The sequence below is a fragment of the Actinomadura parmotrematis genome (assembly GCF_019458805.1).
Taxonomy (GTDB): domain Bacteria; phylum Actinomycetota; class Actinomycetes; order Streptosporangiales; family Streptosporangiaceae; genus Spirillospora; species Spirillospora parmotrematis.
In genome coordinates, this window is sequence record NZ_JAIBOA010000021.1 from 1 (window position 1) to 22,078 (window position 22,078).

Consider the following 22,078-nt stretch of genomic DNA (forward strand, 5'->3'; position numbering starts at 1 on the left):
GTCTTGACTCTGCCTGTCAAACCGACCTTCGTGCGATCGATTTCGAGCGACCGAGCTTCGACAGATCCCGCGCATCAGCGATCGAAACGACCGAAGGCCGATCGACTGCGATTTGCCGGGAGTGTGCCCATCGGGCCGGCCACCTGGCGGTGTCCTGCATCCCGTTCCGGGCTGACCAGCTCATCGTACAGCAGTCCGGGAGTGACCCGAACCGGTTTTCCGAGCTGGTTCCCTTCGGGCCGTCCGCCTCTCCGGCGTCCCGCATCCCTTGGGGCGAGGAAGACATTAGGACCCCTGCGCGCGACCGTCAAATCACCGCCGGTCCAGAGAACCGTATCCGTGCAGTTCAGGTACTACGTGCCTCAGCTCACAGTGCGGTACGGTTCGCTCAGTCGCGTCCCGTTCACGCAGATCGCAGGTGGTTCTCGCGTGGACGACGTCGAGGGGACGCCGGCCGTGGCGGTTCCGGGTGCCGTTCGGGCCCGCGCCAGGAGGGACATCCCCATGAGCAGCTCATCCGTCCTCGGGCAGGCGGCCGCGCGGCTGGTGATCGCCGGGACCATGGGTCCGACCGTCCACGACGTGCACGCCTGGCGGTTGAAGGTCGTGGACGGGCTCATCGAGGTGCACGCCGATCCCGAGCGGTTCCGCGCGATGGGCGATCCGGCGGGCCGGGGTCTGCACATCAGCTGCGGGGCGGCGCTGGTGAACCTCCGCCTGGCGGCCGCGCAGATCGGGCGGGACGCCGTAGTGCGCCTGCTGCCGGACGCCGCGCGTCCCGCGGTCCTCGCGACGGTCCGGCTCGCCGCGGGGCGGCACAAGGTGAACAAGGACGATCGGCTCCTGTACGCCGCCACGCTGACGCCCTTTCCCGCGCGCCGCTCCCCTGTGGGGACACCGCCGTCCCTGCCGGTGGTCAACGTTCTCGCCGAGGCGGCGCGGTTGGAGGGCGCGACCCTGCATCTGCTGCCCTCGGCCGATCCGGACGAGCCTGCCGAGGGGCCCCGGCAGGCCGTGATCACGACGCCGGGGAACGGGCCGGCCGAGTGGCTGCGGGCGGGGCAGGCCTTGCAGCGGGTGCTGCTCACCGCGACGACGAAGGCGGTGGCCGCCTCGTTCCTCTATGAGCTGGTGGACGTTCCGGGCGTCGGCGGTCTGGCCGAGGCCGGGGACGTGCCGCAGGTCGCGCTGGAGCTCTGCCAGGCCCTAAAGGGGCCGGTACTGCGAGATGACGAACGACAGGGGCACCGGGAACGGGTCGGGTAGCGCGCCGATGCGGCGGCGCAGTTCCGCCGCGTCGATGTGGTGGGCGCTCGGTCCCATTCCGACCAGCGTTTCGATCTCCGCGTGCCCGAGGGGCTCGCGGGTCTCCAGTTCCTCCCGGTCGGTGAGGGCGAAGTCGCCGGCGAGGGTGCGGTCGGTGCGGTCGGTCTTCGCGGCGTCCACGCTGATCAGGCCGAGCTCGCCGACGAGCGGCCCGAAGTGGCGGGGTGTGGGCGTCACGGTGCAGAGGACGCCGCCGGGAGCGAGCACGCGCCGGTACTCGGCGGCGTTGCGGGGCGCGAAGACGTTGAGGACGGCGTGCATCGAGCCGGTGCGCACGGGCAGCGGGCGCCACAGGTCGGCGACGATGGCGCCGATGCGGGGGTGGGCGCGGGCCGCGCGGCGGGCGGCGTGCTTGGAGAGGTCCAGCGCGATGCCGGCGGCGCCGGGCGTGCCGTCGAGGACGGCCGCCAGGTAGTGGCCGGTGCCGGCGCCGGCGTCGAGGACGGTGGCGCGGCCGGTGAGGAGCGTCGCGATCCGCCCGGTGAGCGCGTCGAAGCGGCCGGCGCCGAGGAAGGTCTCGCGGGCGGCGACCATCTCCGGGGTGTCGGCCGTCCCGGGCCGGGCGCCGCCCGGCAGGAGGTTGGCGTAGCCCTGCCGGGCGATGTCGAAGGCGTGCCCTTCGGGGCAGCGCAGGCCGCGGCCGGTGATGGCGAGGCCGGCGCCGCAGACGGGGCACACCAGGTGGTCGACGACGTCGGGCAGCATCGGTCCATCATCGGCCATCGCCGTCCGGGGTCAGGACGACATGCGCTTGCGGACGTCGTCCATGTCGAGCTCGCGGACCTGCTCGATGACGTTCTCCAGCAGCGGCTCGGGCAGCGCCCCCGCCTCGGAGTACACGATCACGCCGTCGCGGACGGCCATGAGCGTCGGGATGGAGCTGATGCCGAAGCGGGCCTGCAGCTCGGGCTCGGCCTCGGTGTCGACCTTGCCGAAGACGATGTCGTCGTGCTTGTCGGACGACTTCTCGAAGACCGGGCCGAAGCGGCGGCAGGGGCCGCACCAGGCGGCCCAGAAGTCGACCAGCACGATGCCCCCGCCGCGGGCGACCTGATCGAAGTTGTCCGCCGTGAGTGTGACCGTCGCCATGTCGTTTTCTCCTCGGTGTGGGTATCAGATCGATAGAGCGGCCCGCGGACCCGCAGTATTCCTCAAGCGGGAATCACAGAGGGGTAATTAGGCGTTGACGTCTTAGGGAGATCGCACCGGAGAAGGGTCAGGATGGCTGCAACCCGAACCAAGGGCACCAGGATCGACGCCCCGGACAAGGATCTCGTCGGGGCGTACCTCGACCGGATCGGTCGTTCGCCGCTGCTGGACGCGGAGGCGGAGGTCGATCTGGCCAAGGCGATCGAGGGTGGCCTGTACGCCGAACAGCTGCTCGACGAGGGCAGGGTGCCCGAGGGGGCGTCGCGCGACGAGCTGGCGGAGGTCGTTGCCGAGGGGCTGCGGGCCAAGCAGCGCTTCGTCGAGGCGAACCTGCGGCTCGTCGTGTCCATCGCCCGCAAGTACCCCACCGATTCGCTGCCTCTGATCGACCTCATCCAGGAGGGCAACCTCGGGTTGATGCGCGCGGTGGAGAAATTCGACTACCGCCGCGGTTTCAAGTTCTCCACCTACGCGACGTGGTGGATCCGGCAGGCGATCGGGCGCGGCCTCAGCCACACCGCCCGCGCCATCCGGCTGCCCGTCCACGTGGAGGAGGAGCTGTCGCGGCTGCGCCGGGCGGAGCGGCAGCTGAGCCGTGACCTCGGCCGCGAGCCGAACCGGGACGAGCTGGCCGAGGCGGTCGGCGCCGAGCCCGAGCACGTCGACGAGCTGCTGCGCTGGCGGCGCGACCCGGCGAGCCTGGACGCGACCGTGGACGACGCGGGCGAGACCCCCATGGGCGACCTGCTGGAGGATCCGGACGCGGTGACGCCGGAGGCCGAGATCATGGCGCTGGACGACCTGGAGGGCCTCGGCCGGCTGCTGGAGCGGCTGCCCGAGCGCGAGGCGGCGATCCTGCGGGCCCGGTTCGGGATGGACAGCGGGCAGCCGCTGTCGTACGCGCAGATCGGTGCCCGGTACGGCCTCAGCCACAACCGGGTGCGACAGATCACCGACCGGTCGCTGCGGCGGCTCCGGCAGCTGGCGACCGAGACCGACCTGTCGGGCCGGCGGACGCTGGCGGCGGCGGCCGAGGCGCTGCCCGAGCGCGAGACCGCCGGACGGCGGGCCGCGTAGGCGCGGCCGGGACGGAGAGCACGGTGCGATGCGCGGGGCGGGCCCTGGGGCCCGCCCCGCGGCCGTTTACCGAGACCGGCTGCGCCGTACTGCTAGTACCGGGCGGCCGGATGTGCCATAGCCTTGGGGACCGTGAGTACTTCTAGCGTCACGGGGGCGCTCGACGCCTGGCGCGGCCTCCCCGCCCTGCAGCAGCCCGATTGGGCCGACCCGGCCGAGCTGGCCGCGGTGACCGCCGCGCTCGCCAAGCAGCCGCCGCTCGTCTTCGCCGGCGAATGCGACCAGCTCAAGCAGCGGCTCGCCGAGGTGTCGCGCGGCGAGGCGTTCGTCCTCCAGGGCGGCGACTGCGCGGAGACCTTCGAGGGGTCCAACGCCGACGCCGTCCGCAACAAGCTGAAGACCCTCCTGCAGATGGCGGTCGTGCTCACCTACGCGGCGAGCGTCCCCGTGGTGAAGATCGGCCGGATGGCGGGGCAGTTCGCCAAGCCGCGCTCCAAGCCGACCGAGAGCCGCGACGGGGTCGAGCTGCCGGCGTACCGGGGCGACGCGGTCAACGGGCTGGCGTTCGACCCGGCGTCGCGGCGCAACGACCCGCGGCGGCTGATGGACGCCTACCACGCGTCGGCGGTCACGCTGAACCTCTGCCGGGCGTTCACCAAGGGCGGCTACGCCGACCTGCGGCAGGTCCACGCCTGGAACCAGGACTTCGTGGCGCAGTCGCCGGCCGGGCGCCGCTACGAGCAGCTCGCCGGGGAGATCGACCGGGCGCTGACGTTCATGAAGGCGTGCGGGGTGCACCCCGACGAGTTCCACAGCGTGGAGTTCTACTCCAGCCACGAGGCGCTGCTGCTGGAGTACGAGCGGGCCCTCACCCGGATCGACTCCCTCAGCGGGCGGCCCTACGACGTGTCGGGGCACTTCCTGTGGATCGGGGAGCGCACCCGGCAGCTGGACGGCGCGCACGTGGACTTCCTCAGCCGGATCAGCAACCCCATCGGGGTGAAGCTCGGCCCGACGACGTCGGCCGACGACGCGCTCGCGCTGATCGAGCGGCTGAACCCCGACAACGAGCCGGGGCGGCTGACGTTCGTCACCCGGATGGGGGCGGGCCGGATCCGCGAGGCGCTGCCGCCGCTGATCGAGAAGGTGCACGGCAGCGGCGCCGCGGTCGCGTGGATCTGCGACCCGATGCACGGCAACACCTTCGAGGCGCCGAGCGGGCACAAGACGCGGCGGGTCACCGACGTGCTGGACGAGGTGGCCGGGTTCTTCGAGGTGCACCGGGCGCTCGGCACCCATCCCGGCGGCATCCACATCGAGTTCACCGGCGACGACGTGACCGAGTGCGTCGGCGGCGGCCACGAGATCGTCGAGGACGACCTGCCGCAGCGCTACGAGACGGCCTGCGACCCGCGGCTGAACCGCAGCCAGTCGCTGGACCTGGCGTTCATGGTGGCCGAGCTGTACCGGCACAACGCCTGACGGTCGCATACAACGAGGGGGCCGCGCGATCCGCGCGGCCCCCTCGTCGTGTGCGCCGGGCGGGTCAGAGGGCGACCTCGGCCCAGACGACCTTGCCGCCGGTGACGGGGTCGGCGCCCCAGGTGGTGGCGAACCGGTCGACGATGAACAGGCCCCGGTGCGACTCGTCGAGCGGGCCGGGGACGGTGAGCCGCGGCATCTGCACGGCGCGGTCGCGGACCTCGACCCGCACCCGGGCCTCGCCGCGCAGGAGCCGCAGCTCCAGCGCGGTGCCGGCGTGCCGGACGGCGTTGGCGACGAGCTCGGCGACGATCGCGGTCACCAGCTCCTCGCGCTCCAGCAGCGACCAGGTGCGCATGGTGCGCGCCGCGAGGCGGCGCGCGTACTCGACCGCCTCGGTCTGCGGCGCCGCGCGGAGCGTGGTCTCGGTCATCGGATCGGTCACCCGGTCCCGCCCGCCGCGGCCGGGGCGGGCGCGGGAGCGGCGCCCGCGCCGGACGTGACATCGATCATGAACCCACCCCTTCGCCGGCCGCTCCCCCGATGAGGAACCGGTCGAGTCCGGTCGTGCGCAGGACGTTCTCGACGCGCCCGTAGGCCCCGGTGACGCTGAGCGTGGCGTTCTGCGCCCGCGCGTGCTTGTAGGCGCGCACGAGCACGTTCAGGCCCGAGGAGTCGCAGAAGTCGACGGCGGTCAGATCGACCACGACCTCCCGTTCGCCCGCGTCCACCAGCTCGGTGAGCCGCGCTCGCAGCTCGTCCGAGGAGTGCAGGTCGATAGAGCCGCGCGCGGAGATCGTCGCGCGGCCGTCCTGTCGTGTCGTGTGCAAGGCCAGCCCCACGCCACCCCACCTTACCGATTGTTGAGCTTCATCATGACGCCCGCAGAACGATGAGGGCAACGTCGTCGTTCGAGGGCTCGGGTCCGAAGTCGCGCACCGCCCGCTGGACGCGGGCGGCGACCGCGCCGGCCGACAGGCCGGTGCAGCCGGCGAGGATGCGTTCCAGGCCGTGGCCGTCGCCGAGCAGGCGGCCGCCCGCCCGGCGCTCGGTGACGCCGTCGGTCACGCAGAGCATCACCTGGCCGCGCTTCAGCTGAAGGGTGTCGGTGGTGAACTCCACACCGTCGAAGACGCCGAGCAGGGCCTGCGGCGTGGCGGCCTCGTGCACCTCGCCGTCGGGGTCCAGGACCAGCGGCAGCGGGTGCCCGGCGCTGGTCAGCTCGATGGTCACGCCGTCCCGCCGGGGGCGGGGGGTGATCTCGCCGTGCAGGAGGGTGAGCAGGCGGGCCCGCTCGCCCTCGCCGAGGATCAGCCGGTTCAGCCGGTTCAGGACGCCCGGGACGCTCATGTCCTCGGCGGCCAGGATCCGCAGGGCGTGCCGGGCGAGGCCGGTGACGGCGGCGGCCTGCGGGCCGGTGCCGCACACGTCGCCGATGGCGAAGCGCCAGCGGGCGGCGGTGCCGGACGGGGTGCGCTCGCCGGTCTCGAACACGTCGTAGAAGTCGCCGCCGACCTCGCTGCCCTCCCCCGCCGGCTCGTACACGACCGCGACCTCCAGGCCGGGGATGTCGGGGACGCCGGGCGGCAGCAGGCTGCGCTGCAGGGCGCTGCTCATGGCGGTCTGCTCGGAGTACAGGCGGGCGTTGTCGACGGCGAGGGCGGCGCGGCGGCTCAGCTCCTCGGCGAGGTCCAGGGCGCTGCGCGGGAACCGGTCGCCGTGCGGGCGGCCGATGACGATGGAGCCGATGCGGCGGCCGCGGGCGATCAGCGGGAAGGCGTACGCCTGGTCGCCCGCGGTGTCCCCGGCTGCGTCGCGGACGTCGGCGGGGACGTCGGCGAAGCCGTGCCAGGGACCTGGGGCGTCCATGGGCGGGGCGGCGGCGTGGTCGAGCAGGTCGCGCAGCGCGTCGGCGTGGTTCTCGTCGGCGTGCCAGACGTAGGCCGGGCGGGCCGTCTCGCCCTCGCCGGCGGCGAAGACCGCGCACCAGGTGGCGAGGCGCGGCACGACGAGCTGGGCGACCAGCGCCATCGTCCGCTCCTGGTCCAGGGTGCCGGCGAGCAGGTCGCTGGCCTCGGCGACGAAGCTGAGCCAGCCCCGCCAGGACCGTTCCAGCTCGCCGATCCGGGCCTTCTCCAGCGACAGCGACACCTCGTCGGCGAGGCGGCCGAGGCGGGCGCCGGCGGCCTCGTCGAACCGGCCGGGGGCGGCCGCGACCGCGACGACCAGGCCGGTCAGGTGACCCTGGGCCTCCAGCGGAGCGGCGGCCAGCGAGCGGGCGCGCAGCGCGGCGGCGATCGGGTCGGCGGCGTCGCCCGACACCCACGGGGCGCCGGTGCGGGCGTCCGGGCCGAGGCCGGCGGTGGACAGGTCGCCGAGGGACAGGTCGGCGGGCAGGCCGACCGAGGCGCCGAGCACGAGGCGGCCGTCGCGCTCGGTGAGCAGCACGGCGGCGGCGTCGGCGTCCAGCACATCGCGGACGGTGCCGACGGCGGTCTCCAGCGTCTGGCGGGCGGCGGGCGAGCGCAGCAGCCGGTCGCCGGCGCCGGGGACGCCGTCGGACGCGGCGGCGCGGGCGCCGGCGGCGGGGCCGGACCCGTTGGCGGCGGGCGTGGCGGCGGAGGCGCGGGTGCCGGCCGGGCCGGCGGTGGCGCCGGGCTCGTCGTCGAAGGCGCGGGCGGCCGGGGAGCGGCCGGTGCCGGGACGCGGCAGGCGGAACCAGACGCCCTTGGTGCGGCGGTCGTAGGTGACGCCCCAGGAGGACGCCAGGCGCGCCACCGAGGGCAGGCCGCGGCCGCCGGTGGCGTTCATGCCGGGCATCGCGAGGGCGCGGGTGGGGTGCAGGTCGCGGACCTCGATCCGCACCTGGCCGTCGGCGAGGCGGCAGGCGACCTCGAAGGACGTGCCGGCGTAGGTGACGGCGTTGGTGGCGAGCTCGCTGGTGGCGAGCACGGCGTCGTCGGCGCTCGCCTCCATGCCCCAGTCGGCCAGGACGCGCCGGACGAAGCGGCGCGCGTCCGCCACCGAGGACGCGGCGGACGGGAAGGTGGCCGACACCGTCTGCCGATCCAACAGTCGTTCCCTTGTTCGAATGCCTGCTTGCCGGGCCCGGCTATCGTGGCAGACCGGGCGGCCGCCGTGCCAGGACGGTCCCCGGCGCGGTCCGCCCGCCGGCGCGGCGCCGCGGGTCGCGGTTCGTCCGCGCAGCCCCGGCACGACCGACCGTAACACGAAGACTACGAGGACCACGTGCCCGCGTGCCGTCCCGTGCCCGCATCGCCGGGTCGGGGACGGCACGGCGACGTAGAGTACAGGGAGCGGCCCGAAGGAGGTGTCCGCCGTCCCGGATACCCCGTTCGGGCCAGGAGGATGGAGAGCATGACCGCAACCTCGTCCCGTTCCCGGCCGAACGGCCGCCCCGCCGGGGGCGCCTCCCGGGACGACACGCCCCGCTACAGCGACGCCGACCTGGAGCCACTGCTCAAGGCGCTGGCCGCCGTCCGCGACGGGCGGCTGGCCGCCGAGGTGGCGGTGCCCGGCGAGGGCGCGGTGGCGCAGGCGGCGGAGATCCTGGAGGAGATCCGCGGCAACGGCGAGCAGCTCGCCGGGCAGCTCGCCCGGGTCCGCCAGGAGATCGGCCGCGACGGGCAGCTGTTCGGGCGGCTCAGCTCGGGTCCGATGAAGGGCGCCTGGGCGGGCGCGGTCGAGGACGCCAACGCCATCCTGATCAAGCTGACGGACCTGTCCACGGGCATGCACCAGGTGGTCGAGGCCGTCGCCAAGGGCGACCTCACCCAGCGCGTCGACCTGCGGGTGCACGGGCGGCCGATGCGCGGCGAGCTGCTCCGCATGGCCAAGTCGGTGAACTCCATGGTCGAGCTGCTGGACGGCTTCACCTGGGAGGTCACCCAGTTCGCCCGCGAGGTCGGCACCGAGGGCCGGCTCGGCGGCAAGGCGTCGGCCAAGGGCATGACGGGCCGCTGGCGCGACGTGACGGCCGCGGTGAACGTGATGGCCGACCGCCTCACCTCCCAGGTCCGCGACATCGCCGACGTCACGACGGCGGTGGCGCGCGGCGACCTCACCCGCAAGGTGACGGTCGAGGCGACCGGCGAGCTGCAGGAGCTGAAGCTCACCGTGAACACGATGGTCGACCAGCTGTCGGCGTTCGCCGACGAGGTGACGCGCGTCGCCCGCGAGGTCGGCACCGAGGGCGAGCTCGGCGGGCAGGCCAACGTGCGCGGCGTCAGCGGGGTCTGGAAGGACCTCACCGACAACGTCAACGCGATGGCCAACAACCTGACCAGCCAGGTCCGCAACATCGCCCAGGTCACCACGGCCGTCGCGGACGGCGACCTCGGCAAGAAGATCACCGTGGACGCGCAGGGCGAGATCCTGCAGCTGAAGCTGACGGTGAACCAGATGGTGGACACGCTGTCGGCGTTCGCCGACGAGGTCACGCGCGTCGCCCGCGAGGTCGGCACCGAGGGGCGCCTCGGCGGCCAGGCCCGGGTGCCGGGCGTGAGCGGCGTCTGGAAGGACCTCACCAACAACGTCAACGGCATGGCGTCCAACCTGACCTACCAGGTCCGCAACATCGCCCAGGTCACCACGGCCGTCGCCGAGGGCGACCTCGGCAAGAAGATCACCGTGGACGCGCAGGGCGAGATCCTGCAGCTCAAGGACACCATCAACACGATGGTCGACACGCTGTCGGCGTTCGCCGACGAGGTGACGCGCGTCGCCCGCGAGGTCGGCACCGAGGGCCGCCTCGGCGGCCAGGCCCGCGTCCCGGGCGCCGGCGGCATGTGGAAGGACCTCACCGACAACGTCAACGGCATGGCCAACAACCTGACCACCCAGGTCCGCGGCATCGCGCAGGTCACCACCGCCGTCGCGCAGGGCGACCTGACCAAGAAGATCTCGGTGGACGCGCAGGGCGAGATCCTGCAGCTCAAGGACACCATCAACACGATGGTCGACACGCTGTCGTCGTTCGCCGACGAGGTGAGCCGGGTGGCCCGCGAGGTCGGCACCGAGGGCCGCCTCGGCGGCCAGGCCCGCGTCCCGGGCGCCGGCGGCATGTGGAAGGACCTCACCGACAACGTCAACGGCATGGCGTCCAACCTGACCTACCAGGTCCGCAACATCGCCCAGGTCGCCACCGCCGTCGCGCACGGCGACCTCACCCGCCGCATCGACGTCGACGCCCAGGGCGAGATCCTGGAGCTGAAGACCACCCTGAACACCATGGTGGACACGCTGTCGTCGTTCGCCTCGGAGGTCACCCGGGTGGCCCGCGAGGTCGGCAGCGAGGGCCGGCTCGGCGGGCAGGCCGAGGTCGAGGGCGTGTCGGGCACCTGGAAGCGGCTGACCGAGAGCGTCAACGAGCTGGCGTCCAACCTCACCACCCAGGTCCGCGCGATCGGCGAGGTCGCGAGCGCGGTCGCCACCGGCGACCTCACCCGCACCATCACCGTCGAGGCCCGCGGGGAGGTCGCCGAGCTGAAGGACAACGTCAACCTGATGGTCGCCACGCTCCGCGAGACCACCCGGGCCAACGAGGAGCAGGACTGGCTGAAGACCAACCTCGCCCGGATCGGCGGCCTCATGCAGGGCCACCGCGACCTCATGCAGGTCGCCGACCTGATCATGCGGGAGCTGACGCCGACGGCCAGCGCCCAGTACGGCGCGTTCTACCTGGCCGAGCAGACCGCCGGGGAGACCGAGCTGGTGCTGCTCGCCGGGTACGGGGTGAAGCAGGGCCGGGCCGGCAGCGTCCGGTTCTCCCTCGGCGAGGGCCTGGTCGGGCAGGCCGCGCAGGAGCGGCGGCCGCTGCTCATCGCCGACGCCCCCGAGGGCTACGTCAAGATCCGGTCGGGGCTCGGCGAGGCCGCCCCGGTCAACATCATCGTGCTGCCGATCGTGTTCGAGGACAGCGTGCTCGGCGCGATCGAGCTGGCGTCCTTCGGCCGCTTCTCCGACGTGCACCTGGCGTTCTTCAGCCAGCTCATCGAGACGATCGGGGTCACCCTCAACGCGATCCGCGCCAATACCCGCACCGAGGCGCTGCTCGGCGAGTCCCAGCGGCTCGCCCAGGAGCTGCAGGAGCGCTCCGACGAGCTGCAGCGCCAGCAGGGCGAGCTGCGCCACTCCAACACCGAGCTGGAGGAGAAGGCGGCGCTGCTGGCCCAGCAGAACCGCGCCATCGAGATCCAGAACTTCCAGATCGAGCAGGCCCGCCGCACCCTGGAGGAGCGCGCCGAGCAGCTGGCGATCTCCTCGCGGTACAAGTCGGAGTTCCTGGCGAACATGTCGCACGAGCTGCGCACCCCGCTGAACAGCCTGCTGGTGCTCGCCAAGCTGCTGTCGGAGAACCCCGGCGGCAACCTCACCGACAAGCAGGTGCAGTTCGCCCGCACCATCCACGAGTCGGGCACCGACCTGCTGGAGCTGATCAACGACATCCTGGACCTGGCCAAGGTCGAGGCCGGGAAGATGGACCTGCACCCGCAGCGGCTGCCGGTCCCGGCGCTGGTGGAGTTCGTCGAGTCGGCGTTCCGGCCGCTGTCGACCGACAAGGGCCTGGAGTTCGCGGTCGAGGTCGGCGCCGACGTGCCGGGGGTGCTCTACACTGACGAGCAGCGCCTCCAGCAGGTGCTCCGCAACCTGCTGTCCAACGCGGTGAAGTTCACCTCCGAGGGCGAGGTGGCGCTCCGCGTCGAGCGGGCCGGCGACATCGACTTCACCCTGCCGGCGCTGTGGAACACCCCCGACGTGCTGGCGTTCCGCGTCGTCGACACCGGCATCGGGGTGAGCTCGGACAAGCTCCAGGTGATCTTCGAGGCGTTCCAGCAGGCCGACGGCACCACCAGCCGCCGCTACGGCGGCACCGGCCTCGGACTGTCGATCAGCCGCAACATCGCCCGGCTGCTCGGCGGCGAGATCCAGGCCGAGAGCACCCCGGGCGAGGGCAGCGTGTTCACCCTCTACCTGCCCGCCCAGTTCACCGAGGACGACGGGCGGCGGCGGGCCGCGGCGCTGGACGAGCCCGCGGTGCCGGTCGCCGGGGGCGCGGTGGACGGCGCGCTGCCCGCCGAGGTCGGCGCGGGCGCCGAGCACGGCGGCGACGACGAGCGGGTCATCACCGGCCTGGTGGCCGAGCCGCCCGCCGACTTCCTGGACACCGCGCTGTCGGGCCGCAAGGTCCTCATCGTCGACGACGACGTGCGCAACGTGTTCGCCCTCACCAGCGTGCTGGAGGGCTACGGGATGGAGGTGCTGTACGCCGAGGACGGCCAGGCCGGCATCGACGTGCTGCACCGCAACCCCGACATCGCGCTGGTGCTGATGGACGTGATGATGCCGGGGCTCGACGGGTACGCCACCACCGCCGCGATCCGGGAGATGCCGCAGTTCGCCGAGTTGCCGATCGTCGTGATCACCGCCAAGGTCATGAAGGGCGACCGGGAGAAGAGCCTGGCGGCGGGCGCGTCGGACTACGTGCCCAAGCCCGTGGACGTGGACCATCTCCTGGAGGTCATGCGCAGCTGGCTGAAGCCGTCGAGCGCCGGGTGACCGGCGCCGCGGGGACCGGAAAGGGCACGTGTGGACGACAAGGCCAAGATCCTGCTGGTGGACGACCGCGAGGAGAACCTGATCGCGCTGGAGGCGATCCTGTCCTCGCTGGACCAGGACCTGGTCCGCGCCCGCTCGGGTGAGGAGGCGCTGAAGGCGCTGCTCACCGACGAGTACGCGGTCATCCTGCTGGACGTCGTCATGCCCGGCATGGACGGTTTCGAGACGGCGCGCGACATCAAGCGCCGCAAGAAGACCCGCGACCTGCCGATCATCTTCCTGACGGCGGTGAACAGCGACCCCGACTACGCCTTCCGCGGCTACGCGGCGGGCGCGGTCGACTTCATCTCCAAGCCGTTCGACCCGTGGGTGCTGCGCGCCAAGGTGTCGGTGTTCGTGGAGCTGCACAACAAGAACAAGCAGCTCCGCGACCAGACCGCGCTGCTGCGCGAGCAGGCGGCGCTGCTGCGCGACCAGGCCGCGCTGCTGCAGGGGCGGCCCGGCGAGGGCGGGGCGCCGCCGGTCCCGCCCGCCGCGCTGGACCGGCTGACCGAGGTGCTGGAGCAGCTCACCGTCGTCGGCAAGCGGATCCCGGCGGGCGCCGAGGACGACTTCGCCGAGCTGGACCGGCGGATCGCCGCGCTGCGCACCGCCCTGACCAGCGCCGGGGGCCGGGACGCCTGAGCGTCCATGACCGGGCGGGCTGAACTGTCGCCCGCCGCGGTCACGCACGGCTTCCCTCCGGTAACGCTTGGGCGCGCGGCCGCGCGGAAACGGTCTCGCGGCGGAGGTGGGGCCATGGACGCCGCCGCATTGCTGGCCGCCGGTGCCGGGGCCGGGCTGCTGGCCGGAGCGACCTCGTGCGCCGCCGTCCAGCTCGGGCTGCTGGCGGGCGCGGTGCGCGGGACGGCGCGGCCGCTCCGGCCCGTCGCGGTGTTCCTTGCCGCCAAGCTCGCCGGGCACGCCGCGCTCGGCGCCGTGCTCGGCCTCGCCGGTTCCGCCGTCCAGCCCGGCCCGCAGGTGCGCGGGGTGCTCCTCGCGGCGGCGGCGGCGACGCTCGCGCTGTTCGCCCTCGACCTGCTCGGCTTCGGGCCCGCCCGGCGGCTCCTGCGGCGCGGCCCCGCCGCCGGGGACGCCCACTGCGCGCCTCCGCCGCCGCGGTCGCGGCGGCCCGCCCTGCTCGGGCTCGCGACGCTCGCCGTGCCGTGCGGCCTGACGCTCTCGGCCGAGCTGCTCGCGGTGACGTCGCGCTCGCCGCTCGGCGGCGCCGCGGTGATGGCGGGCTTCGTCGCCGGCACCGCACCGGTGTTCGGGCTGGTCGGCCTCACCGTGGGCCGCACCATGGCGCTGCTGCGCGGCCGCCTCAGCGCCGTGCTCGGCGTCGCGCTGCTCGCGGTGTCGGCGTGGACGCTGATGTCGGGGCTGCGGCTCGGCGGCTGGCTGCCCGCGGGCGGCGGCACCGCCGCCGCCGACTCGGCGCGGTTCGTGCGCACCGACGCCGCCGGCACCCAGATCGTGACGGTGTGGGCGCTCGACGAGGGCTACCGGCCCGCGCTGCTCGACGCGCGGGCCGGCGTCCCCACCGTGCTGGAGCTGCGGACCCGCGGCACCCGCGGCCACACCCGCGCGTTCACGATCCCCGCGCGCGGCGAGGACGTCGTCCTGCCGGTCGACGGCACCATCCGCGTCGACCTCGGGACGCCGCGGGCGGGCCGGCTCCGCTTCGTCTGCGCCTCCGGCCACTTCCCCGGCGCGATCACCTTCCGCTGAGCGGGGTCAGCCCGCCAGGCGGGCGCGGGCGGCGGCGATACGGGCGAGGGTGCGGTCGCGGCCGAGGATCTCCAGGGACTCGAACAGCGGCAGGCCGACGGTGCGGCCGGTCGCCGCGACGCGGACCGGCGCCTGGGTCTTGCCGAGCTTCAGGCCGCGCTCGGCGCCGACGGCCTCCAGCCGCGTCTTCAGCTCCTCGGCCTCCCACGGCGCGTCGGCGTAGGCGGCCTCGGTGGCGGCGAGGATGTCGTCCGCGCCGTCCTTCATGGCCTTGCTCCACGACGCCTCGTCGAACGGCGGCTCGGCCAGGAACGCGAAGTCGACCATCGGCACGATCTCCGACAGCAGCGCGACGCGCGTCTGGGCGAGCGGGGCGAGCTCGTCGAAGACCGGGAGGTCCACCTCGAACGGCGCGTCCTCCAGGAACGGCAGGCAGGCGGCGACGAACTTCTCCACCGGCAGCGCCCGGATGTACTCGCCGTTGATCGCGCGGAGCTTCTTGACGTCGAAGAACGCCGGGGAGGTGTTGACGTCCTCGATGCGGAACTCGGCGACCATCTCCTCCCACGGCACGATCTCGCGGTCGTCCGACGGCGCCCAGCCGAGCAGCATCAGGTAGTTGCGCATCGCCTCGGCGAGGTAGCCCTCGTCGCGGTAGTCCTCCAGGGCGACCTTGTCGCGGCGCTTGGACAGCTTCTGGCGCTTCTCGTTGACGATGACCGGCAGGTGCGCCCACACCGGCGGCTCGTGGCCGAGCGCCTCCCACAGCAGCTGCTGCTTCGGGGCGTTCGACAGGTGCTCCTCGCCGCGCACCACGTGGGTGATGGCCTGGCTCATGTCGTCCACGGCGTTGGCCAGCAGGAACGTCACCGACCCGTCGGCGCGGGCGATGACGAAGTCCTCCAGGACGGCGTTCTCGAACACCGGCTCGCCGCGCAGCAGGTCGACCACGACCGTCCGGCCCTCGTCGGGGGTGCGGAACCGCAGCGCGCGGCCGGGGCCGGGCTCCAGGCCGCGGTCGCGGCAGAACCCGTCGTAGCCCTTGTGCTGGTCGCCGGTGCGGGCGATCACGTCGTCGCGGGTGCAGTCGCAGTAGTAGGCGAGGCCCTTGTCGCGCAGCGTCCGCGCCGCCTCGGCGTGCCCGTCCGCGTTGGCCGACTGGAAGTAGGGCCCCTCGTACGCGCCGCCGTCCATGCCGAGCCAGGCGAACGCGCGGATGATGCCCTCGGTCCACTCGGGCTTGTTGCGGGAGGCGTCGGTGTCCTCGATCCGCAGCACCAGCGTGCCGCCGGACTGCTCGGCCATCGCCCAGTTGAACAGGGCGGACCGGGCGCCGCCGACGTGGAACATGCCGGTCGGGGACGGCGCGAAACGTACTCGGATCGAAGATGAGGATGCCATGCGCCCAGCCTAGAGCGCCGCGGGCCCCGCTCGTGCCCGGACCCGCGCCCGCGGCGCCGCCTCGTCCCCGCTCCGGTCAGGGCTTCCAGTGCGGGTCGCGCCCGGTCGCCCCGAGCAGCCGGTCCAGCACGGGCGCGTCCTCGGGGACGGCGATCTCGGGGCCGAACGCCTCGTACTGGCGCGCCATCTCCGCGATCGGCAGGACGCCCGCGTAGGCGACCTCGACGAGGGCGGGCGCGGGCACGGCGTCCTGGCCGGTGGCGCGGGCCAGGTCCCAGCCGTGCAGGATCCACTCGCCGAAGACCATCCCGCCGATGACGGCGGCGGGCATGCCCGGCGACGCGCCGGTCAGGCTGGTGTCGCCGTCCCAGGCGGCCGCGTCGTCCCAGGCGCGGGCGGTGCGGAGCGCCTGGGCGGCGAAGGCGTCCGCCCAGCCGTCGCCGACGGTGAAGTCGTGCTCCTCCCCCGGGCCCTCGGGCGCGCGCTTGCGGGCGGCGTCCTCGCCGCGCCCGCTCCACAGGATCAGATGGTTCAGCAGGGTCCGCACGTCCCAGTCCCCGCAGGGCGTGGGCGCCTCCATCAGGTCAGCGGGCACGCCCCGCACGATCCCGGCCGCGTATTCGGCGCCCGGCGCCATCGCTTCTCGCAGTTCCATCGCCGCCTCCTCGATCGCGTGTTCGGCTGTTTCCACGGTAGGAGCGCGGCGCGTCGCGGGTCTTGAAGAAACGCGCCGGGCGCCTGAGAGGATCGAGCCATGACCGGCCCCCTGCTGCACGATCTGCCCGCCTTCCGCGAGACCGCCGCGGCGCGCCTCGCCGCCTTCCCCCGCACGGCCGTCCCGGACGCGCCGGGCCTGCGCCGGGCGGGCGTGGTGATCTGCGTGACGCCGCACCCGGGCGGTCTCGCCGCCATCCTGATCAAGCGCGCGTACCGGGGCCGCAACGCCGGCCAGTGGGGCCTGCCCGGCGGCGTCCTGGAGGACGGCGAGACGGCCGCGCAGGGCGCGCTGCGCGAGCTGGACGAGGAGCTCGGGCTCCGCCTGGAGCCCGCCGAGGTGCTCGGCGCGCTCGACGACTTCCCGGCCTCCTCCGGCTTCGCGATCTCGCCGATCGTCGTCGCGCCCGCCGATCCCGGCCCGCTGCGGCCGAGCCCCGACGAGGTCCACTCGGTGCATCACGTGTCGCTGGAGCGGCTCGCCGCCGACGACACCCCGCGCTGGGTGCCGCAGCTGGACGGCGGCGAGCTGCTCCAGATGCGGCTCGCGCCCGGCTGGGTCGTGCACGCCCCGACCGGCGCGATGCTGTGGCAGTTCCGCGAGGTCGTCCTCCTCGGCCGCCACGCCCGCGTCGCCGGCTTCCTGCAGCCGGACTGGACGCGCCGCTAGAAGGTGCCGCCGTCCACGACGATGCGCTGGTCGGTGATGTAGGAGGCGGCCTCCGACACCAGGAAGCCGACGACGTCGGCGACCTCCTCGGGCGAGCACACGTGCCCGTAGGGCGAGTGCGCGTCGCGCTCGCGGATGTCGTGCACGCCCATCGCGGCGCGGACGAGGCGGCGCCCCATCTCGGTGTCCACGACGCCGGGCGCGACGATGTTGACGTGCATGCCGTTGCCGCGCTCCTCCTTGGCCAGGGTGCGCGCGAGGGCCTCCATCGCGGCCTTGCCCATGCCGTAGGGGGCGCCGAAGGGCGGCATGTGGTCGGTGACGACGCTGGAGACGAAGACGACGTCGGAGCGCGCGGCGCGGCGCAGCAGCGGGAGGAGGAGCTGGGTGATGCGGTGCGGGCCGAGGGCGTGCACCGCCATCACCCGGGCGAGCTCGGCCGGGTCGGTGTCGGCCACGCTCTGCCCGCGGCTGGCGATGCCGGCGCAGTGCACGAGGATGTCCAGGCGCCCGTGGTCGGCGGTGACGCGCTCGGCGAGCGCCGCGCAGTCGCCGGGGTCGTCCACCGAGGCGCGGATCGCGTGCGCGCGGCCGCCCGCCGCCTCGATGGCGGCGACCGCCTTGGCGGCGGAGTCCTCGTCGCGGCGGTAGACGAGGACGACCTCCGCTCCGTCGGCGGCCAGCCGGTCGGCGATGGCGCGGCCGATGCCGCGGTTGCCCCCGGTGATCAGGGCGAGGCGGCCTTGCGGAGTGGTCATGGCGGGCTCCTTCTGGCTCGGGCGTGCCCGTCCATGGTGCACGCCGCCCCGCCGCCCGCGGTAAGCGACCCCTGACAAGGGTCAGCGCGCCAGCGCCTCGATCCACTCGGCGGCGCGGTCCAGGTGGTGGGCGGCGAGGCCCTCCATCGGGTCGACGGCCACCAGCAGGTGCGGGGGGACGCCGTCCTCGCCGGCGAGCCGCTCGGCGGCGTCGAGCTCGTCCTCGAACCACACGAACGGCCGGTCGCCGACCCAGGCGGCGACGTGCCGGACCTTCCACGCCCCGAGCGAGACGCCCTCCTCGGCGCCGGGGAACTGCGGGATCGGCACGTACGGCAGCGCCGGCAGGCCGACGCGCGGCGCGATCCACTCGTTGGCCTCCTCGCACCAGTAGCTGGCCCAGGCGATCTCGGCGCCGGTGCGCTCGGCGAGGTCCAGCAGCATGCGCCCGTGCCCGGCGTTCAGCCAGAGCCGGAAGGTGACCCCGCGCGGCGAGCAGCGGTGCCGGTGGTACTCCTCGCCGGGCCGCTCGAACGGGTTGAGCACGCCGTCCACGTCCAGCAACACCAGCGGCGACCCCATCCCCGGACCGTACGTCATGCCCGGCTTGCGAGTCGACCCTTTCCGGACGGCGCCCCGGATCGGATACGGCCCGGGGCGCGGGCGCGGGAATGTCGCACCCGGACCGTAGAGTGGCCGGAATGGAGCATCCCCTGACCTTGATGGCGGTCCACGCCCACCCCGACGACGAGGTCCTCGGCACCGGCGGGCTGCTGGCCCGCGCGGCCGCCGAGGGCGTCCGCACCGTGCTCGTCACCTGCACCAACGGCGAGCAGGGCGACGACGAGGGCGGCGCCAAGCCCGGCGATCCCGGCCACGACGCCGAGGGCGTGGCCCGGCGGCGCCTGGAGGAGCTGCGCGTGTCGGCGGACCTGCTCGGCGTCGAGCACCTGGAGCTGCTCGGCTACCGCGACTCCGGCATGGACGGCTGGGACACCAACCACGCCCCCGAGGCGTTCGCCAACGTGCCGCTGGAGACGGCGGCGGCGCGCGTCGCCGAGCTGATGGAGCGCTACCGGCCGCAGGTCGTGGTGACCTACGACGCCAACGGCGGCTACGGCCATCCCGACCACATCCAGGCGCACCGCGTCGCGGTCGCCGCCGCCGAGTCGACCGGCATCCCCGACAAGCTGTACTACACGGCGGTGCCGCGCAGCTGGATCAAGGAGATGATCCAGCGCGCCGAGGACGCCGGGCTCGACCTCGGCTTCGAGCCGCCGGACGACTTCGGCACCCCCGACGAGCTGATCCACGCCGTCGTCGACGTCTCCCCCTACGTGGACCGCAAGCGCAAGGCGCTGATCGCCCACGCCAGCCAGGGCGAGAACATCTTCCTGCTGCGCCTGCCCGAGGAGGCGCAGGCCGCGGCGTTCTCCGCCGAGGCGTTCACCCGCGCCTCCAGCAGGATCCCGGTCACCGGCGTGGAGGACGACCTGTTCCACGGCCTGCGCGACCGCTGACCCGCGCGGTCAGGCCCGGCCCCGCCGGGCCTCCGCGCGGTAGAGGTCCAGCACGTCCGGGCGCAGCAGGTCGCCGAACCCGGCGCGGTCCAGGCGGAGCCCGAACGCCGCCTCGGTCTGGCCGAGGTCGGCGGCGGCCGCCTGGACGTGCCAGTCGTTGCGGGCGAGCGTGCGCAGCAGGTGGCCCCGCCGCACCTGCGCCTCCGACAGGCGGAAGCTCTTGAAGTAGGCGATGCGGCCGTCGTCGTGGGAGATGGACTCGCTGATGTGGTTCTCCCGGCCGGGCACGAACTCCGGCAGGTGCCGTCCGAGGGTGAACTCCTCCAGGTACTGCACGGTCCGGTACTCGCCGCCGTAGGTCAGCACGCCGCCCGCCATGACCTCGTCGTGGAAGTCGGCCCACTCGGCGCGCAGGCGCCGCGTCTCGGCGCGCAGGTCGGCGAGCGAGCGGACGGCGGCCGCGTCGATCCGCCCCGACAGGTCCCCGGTCGAGGGCATCAGCAGCGCGTAGTGGTAGATCAGCTCGCCGAACATGTCCTCCAGGAGGGTGGCGTGCAGCGCCCGGTAGTCGTCGGGGTGCGGCACGATGAACACGCTCGCGAGCGAGTCGGCGGCGTAGACGCACACCCCGCACTGGCCCGGGTGGATCTCGAAGATCCGCAGCGCGTCCTCCAGCCCGGCCACCTGCAGCCCGAGCACGGCCTGCTCGGCGCGCGGCGACAGGCCGCCCGCGACGACCCGCCGCGACAGCCGCTCCCACACGATCTCGGGGCCGCCGAAGTGCAGCGCGAGGTAGCCCTCGACGGCCAGGTGCAGCGGCAGGAACCGCAGCCGGTCGCGGCCCCGGCGCCGCGCCATCCGGCGGAGGGCGCCGAACGCCATGCGCTCGGGCTCGGCAGCCCTGCCGGCAGCGCCCATCCGCGTCCCGTAGCTGGCGGTGCCGGCGTCGTCGTCGCCGTAGGTGGCGACGAAGGCGTGCGGGATGTAGGCGACGTAGCGCGACCCGTCGCCGACGTCGACCGCGCGGACGCCGCCGTCGTAGACGCTGCGGTGCAGGCGGAGACCCTCGACCGGCGCGTCGCGGAGGAGCGGCACGATCCGGACGGCGCCCCAGGACTGGGGCGGGCCGGTGCGCAGGCCGTCCAGGCGGAACGGCGCGCTGCCGGGGATCATCGGGGCGCCGCCAGGAAGCGGGCGACCTGCTCGTCCAGGTGGGCGCGCAGGTCGGCGAGGCCGAGCCGCCCCTCGGCGAAGCGGGCCAGGCCGGTGAGGGTGGCGAGGTCCTCGGCGTCGCGGATGCCGGCCGTGGGGACGGCCGGGCTGAGGCGCCGCACGTCGAAGTCGGCGGCGTCGTAGACGGGGTTGAGGTGGGTGACGGCGACGGCCCGCCCGGGGTCGAGGCGGGTCCGCCAGACGCGCAGCACCTCGCCGGCGAGGCCGGGCGGGGCGTTGTCGAACCCGTCGGAGACGATGACGAGCTGCTCGGGCCCGGTCTCCAGCGCGTCCAGGACGCGCTCGCCCAGCGGCGTCGGGCCGTAGGGGTAGAGCAGCAGCGCGTCGGTGCGGCCCGACGTCCAGAGCGGGGTGTAGGCGCCGGGGGCGGCGAGCGCCTCCAGCAGGTGGTGCGCGCCGAGCGCGACGGCGAGGGGGCGGCGGCGCTTGGCGCCGGAGCCGAGCGTGGAGTGGCTGTCGTCGAGGACGGCGGCGACGCGGCCCCACGTCCCGGCGGCGGCGCCCGCGGTGCGGCGGGCGGCGGCGCGCAGCGCGCCGGTCAGCTCGGCGCGGCGGGCGGCGCGGTCGTCCAGGGAGAGGCCGAGGACGTAGGAGGCGAGGCGGGTCAGCCCCATCGCGGCGAGGTCGGCGTGCTCGTTGACGGCGGTGACCTTCTTCATCGCGCGCGTGCTCTCCTGGAGGCGGAGCCGCTCCAGCCGGGTCATCCGCGGCTCGATGCGCTGCAGGAACACGCCGCGCGGGACGCCGTGCTCGGCGGCGAAGCCCTCGGCGACGGTGTAGGGCAGGTCGTACAGCGCGTCCGCGGCGAAGTGGGCGCGCCGCCAGGACTCGAACAGCGGGGTGGTGAAGCGGCCCGCGGTGGCGCGGGTGAACAGGAAGGCGCCGAGCTCGCCGTCCGCCTTCAGGTGCGCGTGCCGCATCGCGTCGCGGACCCCGGCGCGGTACTTGACGGCGTCGAAGGCCGGGTCGCGGCGGGCGGCGAACCAGTCGCGGGCGATGGCGCGGGTCCGCCGGTTGTTGACCTTCGCGCGGCGCAGGGCGCGGAACACCCCGTGCACGCGGTGCTGGGGCATGCGCTCCAGCCGCCGGGCGATGAGGGCGCCCTCGGCGCGGCGGCGGTCCGGCGGGACGTCGGCGGCGTGCCGCAGCAGCCCGACGATGATCGTCGCGGCGTTGTGGTCGTTGACGCCGAGCGCGAGCGCGGCCGCGTAGAGCTCGCGGTAGTTCGTCCGCACGTACTCGTGCAGGAAGTCCAGCGAGAGGCGCTGCTCGGCGGCGCCGTGGTGGAACTCGCGCTGCCCGGTGGAGGTGATCGCGGCGGTGACGAACATCAGCACGTCCTCGCAGGCGATCAGGTCCGCGAACGTCTCGGTCGCCGCCTGCTCGGTCATCGCCGCCTC

At 74.1% G+C, this 22,078-nt stretch carries 19 protein-coding genes; 8 read left to right on the forward strand and 11 right to left on the reverse strand.

Annotated elements, in window-relative coordinates:
• Positions 1 to 429: 429 nt before the first annotated feature.
• Complete coding sequence (locus tag K1Y72_RS27285; RefSeq protein ID WP_308287251.1) at positions 430 to 1,266, forward strand: nitroreductase family protein; 837 nt, start codon at positions 430 to 432, stop codon at positions 1,264 to 1,266.
• Here the strand turns inward: K1Y72_RS27285 and K1Y72_RS27290 are convergent.
• Complete coding sequence (locus K1Y72_RS27290) at positions 1,207 to 2,031, reverse strand: putative RNA methyltransferase (protein WP_220169346.1); 825 nt, start codon at positions 2,029 to 2,031, stop codon at positions 1,207 to 1,209. The genes K1Y72_RS27285 and K1Y72_RS27290 overlap by 60 nt on opposite strands.
• A 30-nt stretch (positions 2,032 to 2,061) precedes the next feature.
• A complete protein-coding gene (locus K1Y72_RS27295) occupies positions 2,062 to 2,415 on the reverse strand; it encodes a thioredoxin family protein (RefSeq protein ID WP_220169347.1) in 354 nt (117 codons plus the stop codon).
• A gap of 132 nt (positions 2,416 to 2,547) precedes the next feature.
• Here K1Y72_RS27295 and K1Y72_RS27300 point away from each other — a divergent pair, with 132 nt between their 5' ends.
• Positions 2,548 to 3,552 (forward strand): sigma-70 family RNA polymerase sigma factor, encoded by a 1,005-nt coding sequence (locus K1Y72_RS27300; RefSeq protein ID WP_258573919.1) that lies wholly within the window; start codon positions 2,548 to 2,550, stop codon positions 3,550 to 3,552.
• A 132-nt stretch (positions 3,553 to 3,684) separates the two neighbouring features.
• Positions 3,685 to 5,034 (forward strand): class II 3-deoxy-7-phosphoheptulonate synthase, encoded by a 1,350-nt coding sequence (locus K1Y72_RS27305; protein ID WP_220169348.1) that lies wholly within the window; start codon positions 3,685 to 3,687, stop codon positions 5,032 to 5,034.
• Between the two features lie 64 nt (positions 5,035 to 5,098).
• Here K1Y72_RS27305 and K1Y72_RS27310 read toward each other — a convergent pair whose 3' ends face one another.
• The 3 genes from K1Y72_RS27310 to K1Y72_RS27320 form a co-directional block, all read right to left on the reverse strand.
• Positions 5,099 to 5,467: an ATP-binding protein gene (locus K1Y72_RS27310; protein ID WP_258573921.1), complete on the reverse strand. Its 369-nt coding sequence runs from the start codon at positions 5,465 to 5,467 to the stop codon at positions 5,099 to 5,101.
• Positions 5,468 to 5,543: 76 nt separating this feature from the next.
• Positions 5,544 to 5,864, reverse strand: coding sequence for an STAS domain-containing protein (locus K1Y72_RS27315; RefSeq protein ID WP_258573923.1), 321 nt, complete (start codon positions 5,862 to 5,864; stop codon positions 5,544 to 5,546).
• 43 nt (positions 5,865 to 5,907) lie between these two features.
• The gene (locus K1Y72_RS27320; protein WP_258573925.1) at positions 5,908 to 8,106 is read right to left on the reverse strand and encodes a SpoIIE family protein phosphatase; all 2,199 of its coding nucleotides are present in this window, start codon (positions 8,104 to 8,106) and stop codon (positions 5,908 to 5,910) included.
• A 306-nt stretch (positions 8,107 to 8,412) separates the two neighbouring features.
• Here K1Y72_RS27320 and K1Y72_RS27325 point away from each other — a divergent pair, with 306 nt between their 5' ends.
• From K1Y72_RS27325 to K1Y72_RS27335, 3 genes are all read left to right on the forward strand, one after another.
• On the forward strand, positions 8,413 to 12,612 hold the full coding sequence (locus K1Y72_RS27325; protein ID WP_258573927.1) for a HAMP domain-containing protein: 4,200 nt from the start codon (positions 8,413 to 8,415) through the stop codon (positions 12,610 to 12,612).
• A gap of 30 nt (positions 12,613 to 12,642) precedes the next feature.
• The gene (locus K1Y72_RS27330) at positions 12,643 to 13,296 is read left to right on the forward strand and encodes a response regulator (protein WP_220169352.1); all 654 of its coding nucleotides are present in this window, start codon (positions 12,643 to 12,645) and stop codon (positions 13,294 to 13,296) included.
• Between the two features lie 114 nt (positions 13,297 to 13,410).
• Complete coding sequence (locus K1Y72_RS27335; RefSeq protein WP_220169353.1) at positions 13,411 to 14,382, forward strand: sulfite exporter TauE/SafE family protein; 972 nt, start codon at positions 13,411 to 13,413, stop codon at positions 14,380 to 14,382.
• A 6-nt stretch (positions 14,383 to 14,388) separates the two neighbouring features.
• Here K1Y72_RS27335 and gltX read toward each other — a convergent pair whose 3' ends face one another.
• The gene (gltX, locus tag K1Y72_RS27340) at positions 14,389 to 15,783 is read right to left on the reverse strand and encodes a glutamate--tRNA ligase (RefSeq protein ID WP_220169354.1); all 1,395 of its coding nucleotides are present in this window, start codon (positions 15,781 to 15,783) and stop codon (positions 14,389 to 14,391) included.
• A 76-nt stretch (positions 15,784 to 15,859) separates the two neighbouring features.
• Positions 15,860 to 16,438 carry a TIGR03086 family metal-binding protein gene (locus K1Y72_RS27345; protein WP_220169355.1) on the reverse strand — a complete coding sequence of 193 codons (579 nt, stop codon included), beginning with the start codon at positions 16,436 to 16,438 and terminating at the stop codon, positions 15,860 to 15,862.
• A gap of 99 nt (positions 16,439 to 16,537) precedes the next feature.
• Here K1Y72_RS27345 and K1Y72_RS27350 point away from each other — a divergent pair, with 99 nt between their 5' ends.
• Entirely contained in the window at positions 16,538 to 17,167 is a 630-nt protein-coding gene (locus K1Y72_RS27350; protein ID WP_220169356.1) for an NUDIX hydrolase, read from the forward strand.
• Here K1Y72_RS27350 and K1Y72_RS27355 read toward each other — a convergent pair.
• Both K1Y72_RS27355 and K1Y72_RS27360 read right to left on the reverse strand, forming a co-directional pair.
• Positions 17,164 to 17,925 (reverse strand): SDR family NAD(P)-dependent oxidoreductase, encoded by a 762-nt coding sequence (locus K1Y72_RS27355; protein WP_220169357.1) that lies wholly within the window; start codon positions 17,923 to 17,925, stop codon positions 17,164 to 17,166. The two genes, K1Y72_RS27350 and K1Y72_RS27355, sit on opposite strands and share 4 nt — an antisense overlap.
• Positions 17,926 to 18,006: 81 nt before the next feature.
• Positions 18,007 to 18,507 (reverse strand): HAD domain-containing protein, encoded by a 501-nt coding sequence (locus tag K1Y72_RS27360; RefSeq protein ID WP_220169358.1) that lies wholly within the window; start codon positions 18,505 to 18,507, stop codon positions 18,007 to 18,009.
• A gap of 119 nt (positions 18,508 to 18,626) precedes the next feature.
• Between K1Y72_RS27360 and K1Y72_RS27365 the strand changes: the two genes are divergently transcribed.
• Positions 18,627 to 19,445 (forward strand): PIG-L family deacetylase, encoded by an 819-nt coding sequence (locus K1Y72_RS27365; protein ID WP_220169359.1) that lies wholly within the window; start codon positions 18,627 to 18,629, stop codon positions 19,443 to 19,445.
• Between the two features lie 9 nt (positions 19,446 to 19,454).
• On the opposite strand, the gene K1Y72_RS27370 is transcribed toward K1Y72_RS27365, so the two are convergent.
• Together K1Y72_RS27370 and K1Y72_RS27375 are read right to left on the reverse strand one after the other, a co-directional pair.
• Positions 19,455 to 20,618, reverse strand: a complete 1,164-nt coding sequence (locus K1Y72_RS27370; RefSeq protein ID WP_220169360.1) for an ARPP-2 domain-containing protein — start codon at positions 20,616 to 20,618, stop codon at positions 19,455 to 19,457.
• Entirely contained in the window at positions 20,615 to 22,069 is a 1,455-nt protein-coding gene (locus K1Y72_RS27375; RefSeq protein ID WP_220169361.1) for a hypothetical protein, read from the reverse strand. Before K1Y72_RS27375 ends, K1Y72_RS27370 begins: the two co-directional genes overlap by 4 nt.
• Positions 22,070 to 22,078: the final 9 nt, after the last annotated feature.

Bases quoted from the DNA above. Each gene is read 5' to 3' on its own strand.
- K1Y72_RS27290 (WP_220169346.1), bottom strand. From the start codon at position 2,031: ATGCTGCCCGACGTCGTCGACCACCTGGTGTGCCCCGTCTGCGGCGCC.
- K1Y72_RS27295 (WP_220169347.1), bottom strand. From the start codon at position 2,415: ATGGCGACGGTCACACTCACGGCGGACAACTTCGATCAGGTCGCCCGC.
- K1Y72_RS27300 (WP_258573919.1), top strand. From the start codon at position 2,548: ATGGCTGCAACCCGAACCAAGGGCACCAGGATCGACGCCCCGGACAAG.
- K1Y72_RS27310 (WP_258573921.1), bottom strand. From the start codon at position 5,467: ATGACCGAGACCACGCTCCGCGCGGCGCCGCAGACCGAGGCGGTCGAG.
- K1Y72_RS27325 (WP_258573927.1), top strand. From the start codon at position 8,413: ATGACCGCAACCTCGTCCCGTTCCCGGCCGAACGGCCGCCCCGCCGGG.
- K1Y72_RS27335 (WP_220169353.1), top strand. From the start codon at position 13,411: ATGGACGCCGCCGCATTGCTGGCCGCCGGTGCCGGGGCCGGGCTGCTG.
- gltX (WP_220169354.1), bottom strand. From the start codon at position 15,783: ATGGCATCCTCATCTTCGATCCGAGTACGTTTCGCGCCGTCCCCGACC.
- K1Y72_RS27345 (WP_220169355.1), bottom strand. From the start codon at position 16,438: ATGGAACTGCGAGAAGCGATGGCGCCGGGCGCCGAATACGCGGCCGGG.
- K1Y72_RS27350 (WP_220169356.1), top strand. From the start codon at position 16,538: ATGACCGGCCCCCTGCTGCACGATCTGCCCGCCTTCCGCGAGACCGCC.
- K1Y72_RS27355 (WP_220169357.1), bottom strand. From the start codon at position 17,925: ATGACCACTCCGCAAGGCCGCCTCGCCCTGATCACCGGGGGCAACCGC.
- K1Y72_RS27360 (WP_220169358.1), bottom strand. From the start codon at position 18,507: ATGGGGTCGCCGCTGGTGTTGCTGGACGTGGACGGCGTGCTCAACCCG.
- K1Y72_RS27365 (WP_220169359.1), top strand. From the start codon at position 18,627: ATGGAGCATCCCCTGACCTTGATGGCGGTCCACGCCCACCCCGACGAC.
- K1Y72_RS27370 (WP_220169360.1), bottom strand. From the start codon at position 20,618: ATGATCCCCGGCAGCGCGCCGTTCCGCCTGGACGGCCTGCGCACCGGC.
- K1Y72_RS27375 (WP_220169361.1), bottom strand. From the start codon at position 22,069: ATGACCGAGCAGGCGGCGACCGAGACGTTCGCGGACCTGATCGCCTGC.